Annotated in this window: 14 protein-coding genes; 3 read left to right on the top strand and 11 right to left on the bottom strand. The window is 74.8% G+C overall.

The window, feature by feature from the left end; translation table 11 throughout:
- From CCN29_RS17235 to paaA, 10 genes are all read right to left on the bottom strand, one after another.
- A partial coding sequence (locus CCN29_RS17235; RefSeq protein ID WP_086682947.1) for an ATP-binding protein occupies positions 1-2,497 on the bottom strand: 2,497 nt, incomplete at its 3' end.
- Between the two features lie 251 nt (positions 2,498-2,748).
- The gene (gene kynU, locus CCN29_RS17230) at positions 2,749-3,999 is read right to left on the bottom strand and encodes a kynureninase (protein ID WP_031018964.1); all 1,251 of its coding nucleotides are present in this window, start codon (positions 3,997-3,999) and stop codon (positions 2,749-2,751) included.
- Complete coding sequence (locus CCN29_RS17225) at positions 3,996-4,844, bottom strand: alpha/beta hydrolase family protein (RefSeq protein ID WP_006132217.1); 849 nt, start codon at positions 4,842-4,844, stop codon at positions 3,996-3,998. Before CCN29_RS17225 ends, kynU begins: the two co-directional genes overlap by 4 nt.
- Positions 4,834-5,682: a tryptophan 2,3-dioxygenase gene (locus CCN29_RS17220; RefSeq protein ID WP_086682943.1), complete on the bottom strand. Its 849-nt coding sequence runs from the start codon at positions 5,680-5,682 to the stop codon at positions 4,834-4,836. Before CCN29_RS17220 ends, CCN29_RS17225 begins: the two co-directional genes overlap by 11 nt.
- A gap of 66 nt (positions 5,683-5,748) precedes the next feature.
- Positions 5,749-6,519, bottom strand: coding sequence for an SDR family oxidoreductase (locus CCN29_RS17215; RefSeq protein ID WP_086682940.1), 771 nt, complete (start codon positions 6,517-6,519; stop codon positions 5,749-5,751).
- A gap of 54 nt (positions 6,520-6,573) precedes the next feature.
- Complete coding sequence (locus tag CCN29_RS17210; RefSeq protein WP_442538396.1) at positions 6,574-7,719, bottom strand: 2Fe-2S iron-sulfur cluster-binding protein; 1,146 nt, start codon at positions 7,717-7,719, stop codon at positions 6,574-6,576.
- 9 nt (positions 7,720-7,728) lie between these two features.
- Positions 7,729-8,277 carry a 1,2-phenylacetyl-CoA epoxidase subunit PaaD gene (gene paaD / locus CCN29_RS17205; RefSeq protein ID WP_442538395.1) on the bottom strand — a complete coding sequence of 183 codons (549 nt, stop codon included), beginning with the start codon at positions 8,275-8,277 and terminating at the stop codon, positions 7,729-7,731.
- Entirely contained in the window at positions 8,274-9,092 is an 819-nt protein-coding gene (gene paaC, locus CCN29_RS17200; RefSeq protein ID WP_086682937.1) for a 1,2-phenylacetyl-CoA epoxidase subunit PaaC, read from the bottom strand. Before paaC ends, paaD begins: the two co-directional genes overlap by 4 nt.
- Positions 9,085-9,414 carry a 1,2-phenylacetyl-CoA epoxidase subunit PaaB gene (gene paaB, locus CCN29_RS17195; RefSeq protein ID WP_086682934.1) on the bottom strand — a complete coding sequence of 110 codons (330 nt, stop codon included), beginning with the start codon at positions 9,412-9,414 and terminating at the stop codon, positions 9,085-9,087. The genes paaC and paaB overlap by 8 nt, the downstream gene beginning before the upstream one ends.
- Positions 9,411-10,481: a 1,2-phenylacetyl-CoA epoxidase subunit PaaA gene (gene paaA, locus CCN29_RS17190; RefSeq protein ID WP_006132210.1), complete on the bottom strand. Its 1,071-nt coding sequence runs from the start codon at positions 10,479-10,481 to the stop codon at positions 9,411-9,413. The genes paaB and paaA overlap by 4 nt, the downstream gene beginning before the upstream one ends.
- Positions 10,482-10,798: 317 nt before the next feature.
- Between paaA and CCN29_RS17185 the strand changes: the two genes are divergently transcribed.
- Genes CCN29_RS17185 through CCN29_RS17175 form a run of 3 tightly spaced genes read left to right on the top strand, consistent with a single transcriptional unit; the run spans position 10,799 to position 13,324 of the window.
- On the top strand, positions 10,799-11,041 hold the full coding sequence (locus CCN29_RS17185; RefSeq protein ID WP_006132209.1) for an acyl carrier protein: 243 nt from the start codon (positions 10,799-10,801) through the stop codon (positions 11,039-11,041).
- Positions 11,041-12,519 (top strand): class I adenylate-forming enzyme family protein, encoded by a 1,479-nt coding sequence (locus CCN29_RS17180; RefSeq protein ID WP_086682933.1) that lies wholly within the window; start codon positions 11,041-11,043, stop codon positions 12,517-12,519. Before CCN29_RS17185 ends, CCN29_RS17180 begins: the two co-directional genes overlap by 1 nt.
- A 4-nt stretch (positions 12,520-12,523) precedes the next feature.
- Positions 12,524-13,324 carry a 4'-phosphopantetheinyl transferase family protein gene (locus CCN29_RS17175; RefSeq protein ID WP_107481710.1) on the top strand — a complete coding sequence of 267 codons (801 nt, stop codon included), beginning with the start codon at positions 12,524-12,526 and terminating at the stop codon, positions 13,322-13,324.
- A 330-nt stretch (positions 13,325-13,654) separates the two neighbouring features.
- Here the strand turns inward: CCN29_RS17175 and ccrA are convergent, their stop codons facing one another.
- On the bottom strand, positions 13,655-14,884 hold the full coding sequence (ccrA, locus tag CCN29_RS17170; RefSeq protein WP_031018947.1) for a crotonyl-CoA carboxylase/reductase: 1,230 nt from the start codon (positions 14,882-14,884) through the stop codon (positions 13,655-13,657).
- Positions 14,885-14,896: the final 12 nt, after the last annotated feature.

The following is a 14,896-nucleotide window of genomic DNA, read 5'->3' as shown; positions in this document are numbered from 1 at the left end:
CGCCGCGCGCGGCGGCCAGCAGTTCCAGCCCCGCGCCCAGGGCGCACGGCAGTTGGGCCCGGCGCGCCCCGTCCACGGCCTCCTCGGCCAGTTCGCCGCAGGCCTTCATGTTCCCCAGTACCGCGTACGCCCGGCCCGCCCAGTACCACCACGAGGAGACGGCCGGGCTGAGGCGCTGCCAGGCGCGCTGCCGTTCGCCCGCCTCCGTCAGGTCGACGAGCGCGGCCGGCGCGTCGCCCTCGGCCAGCCGCAGCCTGCCCCGCGCGGCGAGGAGTTCGTTCCACTGCCAGCCGTCCTCCAGCGGCGGAACCGGGCCGCACGGGGCCAGGGCGGCCGCCTCGGCCACCTGGTCCCGGTCGAGGAGGGTCTGCAGCCGGACGGCCCGGGCCAGCGCGTGACAGCTGTCCGTCTGCTCGGCGGGCGCTCCCCGCAGGGCGTCGGCCGTGGCGGCCAGCGCCCGGTCCAGGGCGCCCTGGCGTTCGTAGGCGTCCGCGCAGAGCGCGAGGAGCGTGGCGTGCTGCCAGTCGTCGAGGACGTCCGCGCCCTCGAGGAGCCGGCGCAGTGCGGTCTCGGCCTCGTCCGGGCGGTCGGTGTAGAGCAGGACCGCCGCCGCCGAGCCCAGCGTGGCCGGGGCGTCGGCCGGCGGGGTCCCGTGCAGCAGCACGGCCCGCGCCGCCGCGAGGGACTCGGCGACGCCGTCGAGACGGGATACGGAGATCACCGCACGGGCGGCGAGCAGGGCGCGTCCGCCCGCCGTGTCCGGCGCCGGATCCAGGCCGAACGAGGCCGCGTCGAGCACCTGGCGGAACGCCCGGTGGCTGGTGTTGGAGGTGAGGAGCAGATGCGCCTCCAGCACATGGGCGCCGGCCGGGCCCTCACCGGCCGCGACGGCCTCCGCGCGGCGGATGCGCAGCAGTTCCACGGCCCGGGGCACCTGACCGGTGCGGACCATCGCGCCGATCAGGGCGGTGAGGACGGTCAGACGCCGGTCGGGGGCGGTCAGCAGGGGCAGGGCGCGCAACAGGCGCCCGATGCCCGCCTCCGGGTCCGAACGCACCTCCGACAGGCCCAGTTCGACCATCAGGGCGGGGTCGTCGACGGAGTCGGCGTCCTCGGGGACGCAGTGCCGCAGCAGCTCCACGGCGTGCTCGTGCGCGCCGCGCCGGGAGGCCGTGCGGGCGGCCTCGCGCAGCACGGTACGGGCCCAGGGCTCGGTGGTCGTCGTGCCGGAGGCCCGCAGGTGCTCGGCGACCTGTTCGGCCGGGGCGCCCCCGTCGTGCAGCAGCCGGGCCGCGCGCAGGTGCGTCGACATCAGCAGCTGCGGCGACATGTCCGCGAGGACCGTCTCCCGCGTCGGGGGATGGGCGAAGTACCAGTCCTCGGTGCCCGGCGGCGACGACACCAGACCGAGTGCGTCCAGGGTCAGCACGGCCCGCGTGAACACGGCCGGGTCCAGCAGGGCGAGCGCCGCGCAGTGCGCGAAGGGGGCGCCGTCGCCGAGCACCGCCATCGCCTGCGCCGCCCTCAGCGCGACCGGCTGCTGGTGCAGCGTCGCCACGACCCGCCGGCCGAACAGGGCGACGTCCTCCAGATGCGCGCGGGCGATCCCGGCCGCGGTCAGCGGAGAGCCCTCCCGGTGCAGTGCGGCCAGCAGCCGGGTGACGAGGAGCGGTATGCCGTTCGTGGCGGACAGGCAGGCGGCGAGGAACTCCTGGTCGCCGGAACGTCCGGTCAGACGCCGGGCGATCAGTCCGATGCCCCGCTCGGTCAGCGGGCGCAGGCGCAGCACGCTGGACAGCGGGCGGGTCGCCATCTCGTCGAGGAGCGGCGCGTCGGTCTCCGGACAGCGCGAGACGGCCAGCAGGACGGGCATACCGCTCAGCCGCCGGGCGGTGTGCGCGAGGAAGCGCAGCGAGGCGGCATCCGCCTGTTCGGCGTCGTCGACCACGAGGAGGACGGGACCGGGACGGCTGATGCGCCGCACCGTGCGGTGCAGCTCGGCCAGGACGTCGTACGTCCCCTCCGGCCATCCGACAACGTTGTTGTGGCCGACCGGGTAGGGAGCGCGGCCGGCCGCGATGGCCGTCCCGGGCGCCTCCGCGACCGGTCCGTCGCACAGAGCCGGACCCTCCTCCAGGTCCGTCAGGTACGGGTGCAGGAGGGCGCGCGCGACGGCGAAGGGCGTCTGCCGGCCGGTCCGCTCGCCGCGCGCCTCCAGCACCCGCAGACCCTGGGCGCGGGCCCGCTCGGCCAGGCTCCGCAGCAGGGTGGTCTTGCCGATGCCCTCCTGCCCCTCCACCAGCAGCAGCCCGGGGTGACCGGCGGCCGTCCGCCGCACCAGGTCGGAGACGACGGAGAGCTCGTACTCCCGCTCCACCGGGTCCGCCGCACCGGCCGCGTCCCCCGGGCCTGCCGGGTCCGCCGGAACGGCGTCCGCGGAGGACCGCGCCGCTCCGGTCGGGTGGTGCTCGCCGGAGGAACCGGGTGAACGGGTCATTGCTTGGCTTCCCCCTTGCGGCACCGCTGCCGAGGACGGACTTTCTGCCGGTCACCGACCATCCTGGTGCACAAGGGGGTCAGAGATGAGCAACAACGCGCAACTGCTGTTGTATCACTGGTCACTTCACGGCTCCGGACCTGGCGCGATCCGCCACGGACGCCCCTTTTGAGGGCTTCCGGGCAGACCGCGCGGCAGGGGGCCAGAGCCGGGGACCGGCGGCGGTACGGCCGTGAGGGGGCGCCCCGTGCTCAGGTCACCGCGCCCGGCTCCTGCGGCGTGGGGTCGTAGTCACCTGCGACGGTGATGTCCCGCAGGCGCACGGCGGCCGTGAGCATGTCCTGGTGCGTGGTGTACAGGGCGTTGACCCCGAACCGCAGGATGTCGGGCGCCCGCATGTCGGCGACGACCCCGTGCCGTGCCAGCGCCCGGACGAGGCCGTAGGCGTGCGGGTGGCGCAGGGAGACCTGACTGGCCCGGCGCGCGGGGTCGGACGGGGTCGCCGCGGTGAACCCCAGCGGCGCCAGCAGCTCCTCGGCGCACCGCAGGAAGAACCCGGTCAGCGACAGGCTCTTCGCCCGGACCTGCTCCAGGTCCACCCCGTCGAAGGCGGTGAGCGCCGCCTCCAGCGCGAGCAGCGACAGGATCGGCGGGGTGCCGATGCGGGCCCGCGCGATGCCGGGCGCCGGAACGTAGTCCTGGGCGAGGCCGAAGGGGTCGGCGTGGCCGTTCCAGCCGGTCAGCGGCGTGTGCAGATTCTCGTGGTGCCGGCGGGCCACGTACAGGAAAGCCGGCGCGCCCGGACCGCCCGACAGGAACTTGTAGCCGCAGCCCACGGCGAGGTCCACACCGGCGTCGTCCATGCGCAGCGGGAACGCCCCGGCGGCATGGCACAGGTCCCACACGGCCAGGGCGCCCGCGCGGTGGGCCGCCCGCGTCAGCGCCTCCAGGTCGTACAGCTCGCCGGTGCGGTAGTCGACGGGCGAGTAACTGACGGCGGCCACCTGGTCGCCCTCCTCGGCGAGGAAGCGCTCCAGGTCGGCCGGGCGCACCTGCCGCACCCGCAGCCCGCGCTGCCGGGCCACCGCCTCCGCCAGGTACCGGTCGGTGGGGAAGTGCCCGGGGTCGGTGACCAGCAGCGTCCGGTCCGGCCGCAGCGCGGCCGCCGCACCGAGCGCGTTGAACAGCTGCACGCTGGTGGAGTCACCCGCCACCGTCCGGCCCGGCGCGGCGCCGATCAGCCGGCCGATCGCGTCGCCGACGCGGACCGGCGCGTCCCACCAGTCGTGCTCGGTCCACGCCCCGATCAGACCCTCGCCCCACTGCCGGTGGACGACGTCCGTGAGGACCGGCGGCACCGCCGCCGGCAACGGGCCGAGCGAGTTGCCGTCGAGGTAGACGACGCCCTCCGGCAGCAGGAACCGGTCCCGCAGAGGGGCCAGGGCGTCCTCGGCGTCCAGCGCCCCGGCCTGCTCGCCGACGGCGGCGGGGACGGTCGTCATCGGCCTGCTCCTTCCGGTGCGGTCCGCCCGGGACGCACGGCGCCGAAGGCGGCCGACATGTCCCACAGGGTGTCGGCGACCGCCGCGGCCCCCGGCGCACCGGGCTCGATGAGCGTGTAGTGACCCGTGCCGGGCAGCACTACGGTCCGCAGGTCGTGGTGCACGGCCGCGTAGTCGCTGAACTGGGTGAGCGGCACCTCCTCGTCGACGGCGCCGTGCAGCAGCACGGTGGGCACCCCGGTCGAGCCGGCCTCCCGCAGCAGGGTGAGCGGGTCGACGGACGGCAGCCGCTGCTCGAACACCTCCTGCCCGCCCAGCAGTTGCAGCGCCGCGTCGTCACTGAGGCGGTCCCGGCGGGTGGCGTCCAGATCGGTGATCGGCGCCAGCGCCAGCACGGCGGTCGGCAGTGCCCGCGTGTGCCACGGCGAGTCCGGCGGCAGCAGCCCGCGGGCCGCGCACCACAGCGCCAGGTGGCCGCCCGAGCAGTGACCGGCCAGCACGTAGGGCCGGCCCGCGGGCAGGGTGTCCACGATCCGCGCCACGTCGTCGAACGTCTCCGGGTATCCGCCCGCGCCCCCCGACCTGCGGAACCCCGGCAGCAGCACGGAGAACCCCTGCTGCGCCAAGTAGGCGGCGAACGGGGTCAGATGCATGCGGTCGTACCGCCAGTACCCGCCGTGCAGCAGCACCACCAGCGGGGCGTCCGCGTCCTCGGCCGGCCACGCGTCGTACACCTGGTGGGGGTGGTCGCCGTACCGGCCGTGCCGGGGGGCGAGCACCGGCTTCAGGCTCAGGACCCGCTTCTCCTCCTCCGCGGCGAACGCGGAGATCTCCCTAGACGTCACCGCGCGCCGCCCACAGCTCGGGGAACACCATGTGGGCCGCGCGCTGCTCCAGCCACGCGAGCCCCGCCGAACCGGCGCTGCCCTGCTTGGCGCCCATCGCGCGGCGCACCACCATCACATGGTCCTGCCGCCAGCGCGTGACCAGTTCGGCGATGTCGGTGAGCAGTTCGCCCAGCGCCAGCAGCGGATCGTGCTGCGGGCCCGCGTAGATCCGCCGCCACACCTCCACCACGCCCTCGTCGGCCGCGTAGGACGCGGTGACGTCCCGCTCACGTACGTGCTCCGGCACCGGCAGGCCCCGCCGGTGCAGGAACAGCAGCACCTCGTCGTACAGCGACGGCTCCCGGTACGCCTCGCGCAGCGCCTCGTGCACCGAGGGGTCGCCCTGGTGGGCGCGGACCAGCGCCGCGGACTTCTGCCCGAGCAGGAACTCCAGGTGCCGGTACATCGCCGACTGGAACCCGGACGCCTTGCCGAACGCGGCCCGGAAGCCGTTGAACTGCACCGGCGTCAGCGCCGAGATGGGCGCCCAGGACGCGTTGAGCGCGTGCAGCGCCCGCCGGCTGCGCACCAGCGCGTCCATGGCCGCGTCCAGGTCGTCCTTGACGAACGACTCGCGGGCCACGCGCCACTCGTGCGCGATCAGGGTGAACCACAGCTCCATCACCTGGGTGGTGACGAGGAACCCCATCTCGTCCGCCGCCTCGGTGAGCGGGTGCTGGAGGGAGTTGAGGACCGACGCGTGGACGTAGGAGTCGTACGGGCTGGAACCCTGGAAGGGCTGGGTCAGCGGATCGTCCGTGGACAGATTCGGGCAGGTGGACGTGGAGTGAGTCATCAGTGCTCCTAGCGGACCGCCTCCGGCGGGGGAGGCGGAGGGAGGCGGCGGTGGGGGCCGCGGGTGTCAGAGCTGTACGCCGCCGCTGGCGTCGATCCAGTGGCCGGTCATCCACCGGGCGTCGTCCCCGGCGACGAACGAGACGATGTCGGCGATGTCGGCGGGGGCACCGAGCCGCCCGAACACCGAGGCGTCCGAGTACATCTGCCGGATCCGCGGGTTCGCGAGGGTCGGGTTGATCTCCGTCTCGGTGAAGCCGGGCGCGACCGTGTTCACCGTGATGCCGCGCGGGCCCAGCTCCTTGGCCAGGTTCAGGGTGAGGGCGTCCAGGGCGCCCTTGGTCATCGTGTAGGCGACGATCGCGGGGAGCGGGACCCGCGTGGCGACCGAGGAGATGTTGATGATCCGCCCGCCGTCCCGCAGCCGCTCCAGAGCGTGCTGGACGATGAAGAACGGCGCCTTGGTGTTGATCGCGAACACCCGGTCGTAGTCCTCTTCGGTGACCTGGGCGATGGGCCGGGGCAGGGTGATGCCGGCGTTGTTGACCAGGATGTCCAGGCCCGGTTCCGCCTCCTGCGTTGCCAGCCCTTCGTCGAAGGCGGCCCACAGGGCGGCGGCGTCGCCGGGGACACCGAGTTCGGCGTGCACGGCGAAGGCGCGTCCGCCCTCCGCCTCGATCTCCTTGACGGTCCGCTCGGCGGCCGCGTGGTCGTGGCCGTAGTGCACGGCGACCAGGGCGCCCTCGCGCGCCAGCCGGAGGCTGATGCCTCTGCCGATGCCGCGGCTGCCGCCGGTGATCAGGGCGGTCCTGCCCGCGTGGCGCTGGGTGGTGGTCAAGGTCGTCTCCTTACGGGTGAGCCCGGGGACCCGGGCCGGGAGGTGGTCGGGGCGTCAGGCGTCGAAGTCGAGGGTGAGGTCGTCGGTGCGCGGACGGGCCCGGCAGGCGAGCGTGTAACCCGCGTCCAGGTCCCGGGCGTCGAGGGCGTACTGGGAGCCCAGCGTCACCGCGCCGGACACCACCTTCGCCCGGCAGCTGCCGCACACCCCGTCACGGCAGGAGTACGGCGTCTCCGGGCGGTGGCGCAGCACGGCGTCGAGGGCCACCCGGTCCTCCGGCCGCATGGTGACGACGCTGGTACGGCCGCCGAGGACGGCGGTGATCCGGCTGTGCCGGCCCTGCCGGTCCGGTGGCGTGGCGGGCTCGGCCGAGGCCGGCGTTCCGGCGGCCGAGAACAGCTCGAAGCGGACGGCGGCCGCCGGCGCGCCCCAGCCGGTGAGCGTGTCGCGTACCGTCTCCACCAGCCCGTACGGCCCGCACAGGGCGAACCGCGTGCCGGGACCGGGACGGGCGTCCAGCAGCTCGAGCAGCCGCAGCAGCTTGGGCGCGTCGATCCGCCCGCTGCACAGCTCGCTCTCGCGGCGCTCACGCGAGAGGACGTGCAGCACCGTGAGACGGTCGACGAACTCGTCCTTGAGCAGCGCGAGTTCGTCCGCCAGCAGGGCGTCGTGGGCGGTGCGCGCCGCGTGCACCAGGGAGACCCGGCAGCCGGGGTCCTCGCGCAGGGCCGCGGCGGCCATGGGGGCGAGCGGGGTGATGCCGCAGCCGCCCGCGATCAGGACGTGGTGCCCGCCCCTGACCGCCGGCAGGCCGAACGTGCCGGCGGGCGGGGACAGTTCCAGCAGGTCACCCTCGAGGAGCGTGGTGAGCGCGTACGCGCCGAAGCCGTCGGGGGAGTTGCGCTTGACCACCACGCGCAGTGCGGCGGGGTCGCCGGGCGGCGGGCACAGCGAGTAGCTGCGGCGCAGCTCGCCGCCGGGCGTCCGGTGCCGGACCACGACGTGCTGACCGGGCCGGTGGGCGAAGGTCCCCGCCAGATCCGCCGGGACGTCCAGGGTGATGGCCACGGTGTCCTCGGCCAGGCGCTCCAGGCGGGCGACCGTCAGCCGGAACCAGCCGGTGGGCCGGACCCCGGCCCTCGTCCGCCCGTCCTGTCCGGGGTGCTGCGGGGCGTCGTGGGTGAGGGGCGCTGTGCTCATGCGGTCACCTCAGATCGCCGTCATGGTGGGGAAGGTCTCCCGGCAGGCCGTGCAGCGCAGCATCGACTGGCAGCGCGTCGGCCCGAAGGAGCTGTGCGGCCGGGTGGCCCGCGACCCGCAGTGCGGGCAGGGGACGCCGAGGTCGACGCGCACCGGCCCGGACGCGGCGCCGGCGGGGGAGGGCGGGGCGATGCCGTGGGCGGCGAGCTTGGCGCGGCCCTCCGCGGTGATGCGGTCCGTGCTCCAGGCCGGCGCGAGGACATGGCGGACCCGGCCGTCGGGGTGGCCGCACTCCTCCAGGACGTCCTGGACGGCCGCGGTGATGGCAGGCAGCGCCGGGCACCCCAGGAACGTCGGGGTGAGCTCCACCGTCAGGACGCCGTCGTCCGCCGTGGTCACGGCGCTCACGACACCCAGGTCGCCGAGGGTGATCATCGGCAGCTCGGGGTCGGGCACCGCCTCCACCCGGGCCCGCACCCGCGCGACGTCGAGGCGCGGCGCGGTGACGGCCACGGGAGCGCCACGGAGCGGGGCGGTCGTGTCGGTCCGCGCGGTCACCAGGTGCCCCCCGGGAACTGCCGGCGCACCGACTGCATCTCGGCGATCAGCGGACCGAACGCCTCGGTGTGCAGGCCCTGCCGGCCGCCGCGCCCCTGCCACGTGGGCGTGGGCACGGTGAGTCCGGCGCGGTCCAGGACGGCCGCGACGCTCGCCTGCCACGCGGTGCGCAGCGCGGCGAGCGGCGGGAGCACGCCCGCCGCGACGAGCCGGTCCGTGAGGTCGTCCTCGTCGAACAGCTCGGCCGTGTACGGCCACACCTGCTCCAGGGCCGCCCGCATCCGGCGGGTGCTCTCCTCGGTGCCCAGGCCCAGCCGCTCCGTCCACAGGTCGGCGTGCCGGCGGTGGAACGCCGTCTCCTTCGCGGCCCGCGCCCCGAACGCGGCCAGCTCCCGGTCCGTGCCGTCGGCCAGCGCCTGCTGCAGCAGCACCGCGTAGTGGGTGAAGGCGAGCTGCCGGGCGACGGTCACGGCGAAGTCGCCGTTGGGCAGCTCGGTGAGCAGGGCGTTGCGGAACGCGCGGTCCGTGCGGCCGAAGGCGAGGTCGTCCTCGGAGCGGCCGGTGCCGTCCAGCTGCCCGCTCCGCGCCAGCAGGGCGCGGGCGTGCCCGACGAGGTCCAGGGCGATGTTGGACAGCGCCAGGTCCTCCTCGATCGTCGGCGCCCGCGTGATCCACTGGCACAGCCGCTGCCCCAGGATCAGGGCGTCGTCGCCCAGACGCAGCGTCAGCAGGGCGAGGTCGGCGTCCGCGGCCCGGTCGGTGTCCGCGGCCCGGTCGGCCGGCGGCGGTGCCAGGGTGCGTCCGGTCTCAGGCATCGTCGTCGCTCCCCTCGGCGTCGCTGTCCCCGGTCAGCGGGGCGAACTGCTCGGGATACCGGTAGGGCTTGTGGCGTGCGTGGGCGAAGAACGGGTCGTGCTCGTCGGGGGACGCGGCGTGCACCGCGTCGGAGCGGACCACCCACAGCGACAGCGGTTCGCCCCGCCGGGTGTACAGGTCGCGGGCGTACGAGAGCGCCGTGTCCGGGTCGCCGGCGCGCACCGACCCCACGTGCTGGTGCGCCAGCCCCCTGCGGGGCCGCAGGAACACCTCCCAGGACGCCGGCGCGCCCTCCGTCGTACGGCTCGTCGTACGGCTCATGTCGCAGGCTCCGTCGTGTGTGCGGCGTCCGGTGCGGTCTCGGGGGTCCGGGCGTCCCCGGCGGTCCGGGCGTGCTCGCGGGCGGCGTGGGCGGCGGCCGCCTCGCGCACCCACGCGCCGTCCTCGTGCGCCGCCGTCCGGTGGGCCAGCCGCTGCCGGGCGCAGGCCGAGTCGTCGCCCAGCGCGCCCCGGTACACCTCCCAGTCGATCGGCCCGAAGTCGTAGTGCCCGCGCTCCTCGTTCCAGCGGATGTTCGGGTCGGGCAGCGTCAGCCCCAGGCGCTCGGCCTGCGGCACGCACTGGTCCACGAACCGCTGCCGCAGCTCGTCGTTGGTGTGGTGCTTGATGCCCCAGGCCATCGCGCGGCGCGACACCGCCGCCCCCAGCGCGGCGGTGCGCTCGTCGGCGCCCCCCGCGACCGTGTCGGGCGGCCCGAACATCAGGGCCACCGCCGGCAGCCACCAGCGGTCGACCGCGTCCTGCGCCATCTGCCGCTGCTCCGGGGTCCCTTCGCACAGCGCGCGCATCATGTCGTACCCCTGCCGCACGTGGAAGGCCTCCTCCTGGCAGACGCGGAGCATCGCGCGGGCGTACGGGCCGTACGAGGTCCGGCACAGCGGCGCCTGGTTGATCACCGCGGCGCCGTCCGTCAGCCAGGCGATGGCACCGGTGTCGGCCCAGGTGAGCGCCGGATGGTTGAAGGTGGCCGCGTAACGCTGCTTCCCCTGGTGCAGGGCGTCGAGCAGTTCGGCGCGGTCCACGCCCAGCGTCTCGGCCGCCGAGTACAGGTACAGGCCGTGGCCCGCCTCGTCCTGCACCTTCGCGATCAGCACCGACTTGCGGTGCAGCGACGGCGCCCGGGTCAGCCAGGCGCCCTCCGGCTGCATGCCGATGATCTCGGAGTGGGCGTGCTGGGCGATCTGACGCAGCAGCATCCGGCGGTAGCCGTCGGGCATCCAGTCCCGCGGCTCCACCGTCCCGCCCTCGCCCAGCAGTTCCTCGAAGCGCGCGGCACGCTCCTCCTCGGTGACGGCTGCCGGAGCGGCCCCGGCGAGCGCGGCGCTCACGGCGTACCGTCCCCGGCCCGCCCGGTGCCGGGACCGGTCCGTCCCACGATGCCCGTCCCTGCGCTCTGCCTGCGCACCCTCATCACTCCCTCGCGACTGCGACCGCCCGCCCGGCCGGCACGGGACCGGCGGGCGGAACCTCCACCGAGAACAGAGGCCGCGCACCGCGCCCGCTATCCCCGCCCCCGCCGCTTCGTCGCGTGACGGACGTCACGCGGGGGCGGGGGAGTGCCGGCCGCCCTCGCCGCCTCTTCTTCTGGCGACACACGGATGTGGCAACGGATGTGGCACACGTGGCACAGCGAAAGGGGACACCCATGAGCACCATCAGGGAGCTGCTGGTCGAACTCACCGGCACCGCCGAGTACGCCGACGCCATCGGCGACGACGTCGACCTCGCCGCCAGCGGCATCGACTCCGGTGACCTGGTGCGTCTGGTGCTGCTCGTCGAGCAGCGCACGGGCGTGGAGATCACCGCCGAGGACATGGAGAAGCTGCACACCATCGCCGACTACGAGCGTTTCGTCGAGGAGCGCTCCGTCGCCGCCGGCGGTGCGTGATGTGGCTGACGCAACTGGTGGAGCGCAACCGCCAGTGCTTCCCCGACCGCACCGCGCTCGTCGACGAGCGGCGCAGTGTGACCTGGGCGCAGTTCCATGACCGGACGGCGGAACTGGCACGGGGTCTGGCCGGGTTGGGCATCGAGCGCGGCGACCGGGTCGCGGTGCTCTCCCAGGACCGGATCGAGGTGCTGGAGACCTACTTCGCGCTCGCCCGGCTCGGCGCGCTGTTCGTGCCGCTCAACCACAGCCTGGCCGTGCCCGAGGTGGCCGGGATCATCGAACGCGTCGGCGCCGTCGCCGTGCTGGGCGAGTCCGGCCTGCTGGACCGCCACCCCACGCTGCCGGCGTCCGTGCGCATCAGGATGGCGTTCGACGTGCCCGCCTTCGACGCGCTCGGCACCCTGGCCGAACCCGTCGAGCTGCCCGAGGTGTCCGACACCGACCCGGTCGCCGTGCTGCACACCTCCGCGACCACGGGACAGGCCAAGGGCGTCACCGTCGACGCGGGCTCCTTCCGCGCCATCGCGCTGGGCTGGCTGGTGTCGGCCCGCCCCACCGACGACATCGTGATGGTCAACTGCTGCCCGCTGTACCACGGCAGCATGGTCGTCTCCCTCACCTACCTGGCCGCCGGCGCCACCGTGGTGCTGATGCCCGGCTTCACCCCGCAGCGCGCGCTGGCCGCGGTCGAGCGCCACCGGGCCACGCACATGTGGCTGGTCCCGCAGATGCTGCGCTTCATGCTCCAGGCGAAGGCCTCGCACAGCACCGACCTGTCCTCGCTGCGGGAGGTGCTCTACGGCGCCGCCCCCATGCCGCTCGACGTGTACGCGACGGCGGTGGAGCGGCTGGGCTGCGGCTTCCGTCAGGTGTACGGCATGACGGAGGTGGGCGGCCCGTTCGTCACCCTCGGCCCCGACGAGCACCCGGCACCCGGCGACGTCAGCGCGCGCATCCCGTGCGGGCGCGTCATCCCCGGCATGTCGGCACGGGCGGTGGACCGGCAGGGCCGTGAGGTGCCGCGCGGGGAGATCGGCGAGATCGTGGTCCGCGGCCCGGGCGTCATGCAGGGGTACTGGAACGACCCCGAGGCCACCCGCGAGGTCACCCTCGACGGCTGGATCGTCACCGGCGACCTGGGCTTCATGGACGAGGACGGCCGCATCCACCTGGTCGACCGCAGCAAGGACCTCATCATCCGGGCGGGGCAGAACGTGTACCCCTCGGAGATCGAACGCGTCCTGATGACCCACCCCGCGGTCCGCGACGCGGCCGTCGTGGGCATGCCCGACGAGGACTACGGCGAGGTGCCGCTCGCCTACGTCGTCGCCGAGGACGGCACCACCACCGCCGACCTGTTCGGGCACGTCAAGGACAACCTCGCGCCCTACAAGCGGCCCCGCGCGATCGAGTTCATCGAGCAGGTGCCGCGCAACCCGGCCGGGAAGATCGTCAAGAAGCTGCTGCGGGTCTGACGCGGTGGCGTCGGAGACGGACGCGGCGGCGTACGACACGGCGGAGGCGCACGGCGTGGCGGGAGCGGGCGGCGTGGCGGCCGACGCGCGGGCGGAGCTGGAGCGCCTGCGCGCGCCGCTCGCCGCCGCGGGCCTCGGCCTGGGTGTGGCCCTGGCGTCCGACCCGGCGGCGCGTCCCGCCGGGCCCGCCGAGGCCGCTGCCGCCGCCGGCATGATCCCGGACCGCCGCCGGGAGTTCCTGGCCGGCCGCCTCGCCGCCCGGCGCGCCCTGCGGTCGGTGGGACTCACCTGCGGGGACGTCCCCCGCGCGGGACGGCGGCCCGTCTTCCCGCCGGGGTACGCGGCCTCGATCACGCACGACGCGGGCCTCGCGGTGGCGGTCGCCCGGCCACCCGGACACACCGGCCCCGCCGGATGCGACCTCGAGCTGGGCCGCTTCCCCCTGGAAGCGGCCCGTCTGGTGCTGCGCGAGGACGAGGAGGCCTGGCTGCACGACGCCGGCCCGGCTCTCGCGCCGGCCCGGCTGCGGGCGGTGTTCTCCGCCAAGGAGGCGGCGTGGAAGGCGCTGTACGGGGCGGCGGACGGCGCCGGCTCCGGCTCCGGTGATGCGGCGGAGGGCGGCGCCCGGACCCTGCGTGACCTGTACGCGGTTCCCGAACCGGACGGCGGCGGCTTCCGGGTCCGGCGCCGCGGCGACGACGGCGTGGACCTCCGTGTGTGCGTGTGTCCGGTCGCGGCGGGCGTGTTCAGCTGGGTCCGCATGGTCGGCGGGGCCGCGGTTGATTCGGGTGCCGGGTACGTGTGACGACGGGCGGCGGTTGTCTTCGGACCGCCGTCGGATGGCGTCGGCGCGGGTGTTCGTGTGTGCGATGCCTCGCTCGCCAGGGCGGGTTCAGCGGGGTCCGCCTGCCGGGTGCCGGGGACGTGTGACGGTGGGGCGGCGGGTCCTCGTGCGCGACCGCTGCCTTCCGCGTCACCGTTCGCGCCGGTGCGGCGCGCTGCCGATCGCGTGTCCGGCCGTGCGGTGGCGGCGGCCTGGGTGTGTGCCCGTCCGGGTGCCGGCGCCGACGACGACGGAGGGGCGGCGGTCCGGGACCGCCGCCCCTCCGTCACTGCCTCCGCAGGAGCCCCTCGCCTACTCCTTGGCGTTCACCAGCACCGCCATGTTGCCCGCCGGGTGGCGGTTGTCGTGGATGAGCTGGTGGGCGAGCCCGATCTCCTCGAAGCCGAAGGTCCGGGACAGGCACGGGTCGATGACGCCCTGGTCGATCAGCCGGGTCACCTCGCGCGCCTCCCGGACGCCGGCGACGTGCGAGCCCTGGAGGCGCTTCTGCCGCATCCACAGGAACCGCAGGTCCACGTCGCCGTTGTAGCCGGTGGTGCCGCCGCAGATGACGACCATGCCGGCGTTGTCGCACATGTAGATCGAGGTCGGGATGGTGTCGGCGCCGGAGTGCTCCAGCACGATACGGGGCGCCCGGCGCTCCCCGAGGACCTCCCAGAAGCGCCGGCCGAAGGCGCGGGCCCCCGTCAGCCAGCGGTTCATGGCGGCCTCGTCCGAGGCGTCCGGCAGCCGCCCCCAGTGGTCGAAGTCGCGCCGGTCGATGTAGCCCTCGGCGCCCAGCTTCACGCAGAACTCGCCGCGCTCCTCGCTGGAGACCACCGCGACGGGGATGCCGCCGACGTGCCGCACGAGCTGGATGGCGATGCTGCCCAGGCCGCCCGCACCGCCCCAGATCAGCACCGGGTCGCCGGGCCGGACGGTGTGCGGGTGCCAGCCGAACAGCTGGCGGTAGGCGGTGGCCGCCGTCGCCATGTAGCAGGAGGCCTCCGCCCAGGACAGCCGGGCCGGCTTGGGGTGGCACATGTAGTCGTCGACGACGGCGAACTGGGCGAAGGAGCCGTAGTTCTCCTCGTAGCCCCACACGCGCTGGCTGCTGGAGGTGGCGGGCTCGGCGCCGAGGCGGATGTCCTCGGCGGACTCGTCCCAGCGGCTGGCGAGCACCACCACCTCGTCGCCGAGCCGTACCCCGCGCACGTCCTCGCCGACCGCCCAGACGATGCCGGACAGGTCGGAGCCGCCGATGTGGAAGTCCTCGGTGGCGCCCGCCTTCTGCCGGGCCGCGATGACGTCCAGCGGCGAACCGAGGGCGGCCCAGACGTTGTTGTAGTTGACGCCGGCCGCCATCACCTTGACCAGCACCTGGCCGCGGCCGACGGGCGGCACGTCGACCACTTCGGTGCGGAAGGCGTCGATCGGCTGTCCGTAGCGCTCCTGGCGTATGAGGGAGGCGTACATCCGTCTGGGCACGGTGCCCATCTCGGGCGCGTCGCCGAGTTCGTAGAGGTCCTGGACCTTGGTCACGGCAGATCTCCT

Origin of the sequence: Streptomyces pseudogriseolus (genome assembly GCA_002154585.1) — a bacterium.
Classification (GTDB): Bacteria; Actinomycetota; Actinomycetes; order Streptomycetales; family Streptomycetaceae; genus Streptomyces; species Streptomyces pseudogriseolus.
This window is presented reverse-complemented; position numbering and strand designations above follow the sequence as displayed.

Excerpts from the sequence above, each read along its gene's own strand:
- kynU (WP_031018964.1), bottom strand. The coding sequence starts at position 3,999 with ATGACGACCGTCCCCGCCGCCGTCGGCGAGCAGGCCGGGGCGCTGGAC.
- CCN29_RS17220 (WP_086682943.1), bottom strand. The coding sequence starts at position 5,682 with ATGACTCACTCCACGTCCACCTGCCCGAATCTGTCCACGGACGATCCG.
- CCN29_RS17210 (WP_442538396.1), bottom strand. The coding sequence starts at position 7,719 with ATGAGCACAGCGCCCCTCACCCACGACGCCCCGCAGCACCCCGGACAG.
- paaC (WP_086682937.1), bottom strand. The coding sequence starts at position 9,092 with ATGCCTGAGACCGGACGCACCCTGGCACCGCCGCCGGCCGACCGGGCC.
- paaB (WP_086682934.1), bottom strand. The coding sequence starts at position 9,414 with ATGAGCCGTACGACGAGCCGTACGACGGAGGGCGCGCCGGCGTCCTGG.
- CCN29_RS17185 (WP_006132209.1), top strand. The coding sequence starts at position 10,799 with ATGAGCACCATCAGGGAGCTGCTGGTCGAACTCACCGGCACCGCCGAG.
- CCN29_RS17180 (WP_086682933.1), top strand. The coding sequence starts at position 11,041 with ATGTGGCTGACGCAACTGGTGGAGCGCAACCGCCAGTGCTTCCCCGAC.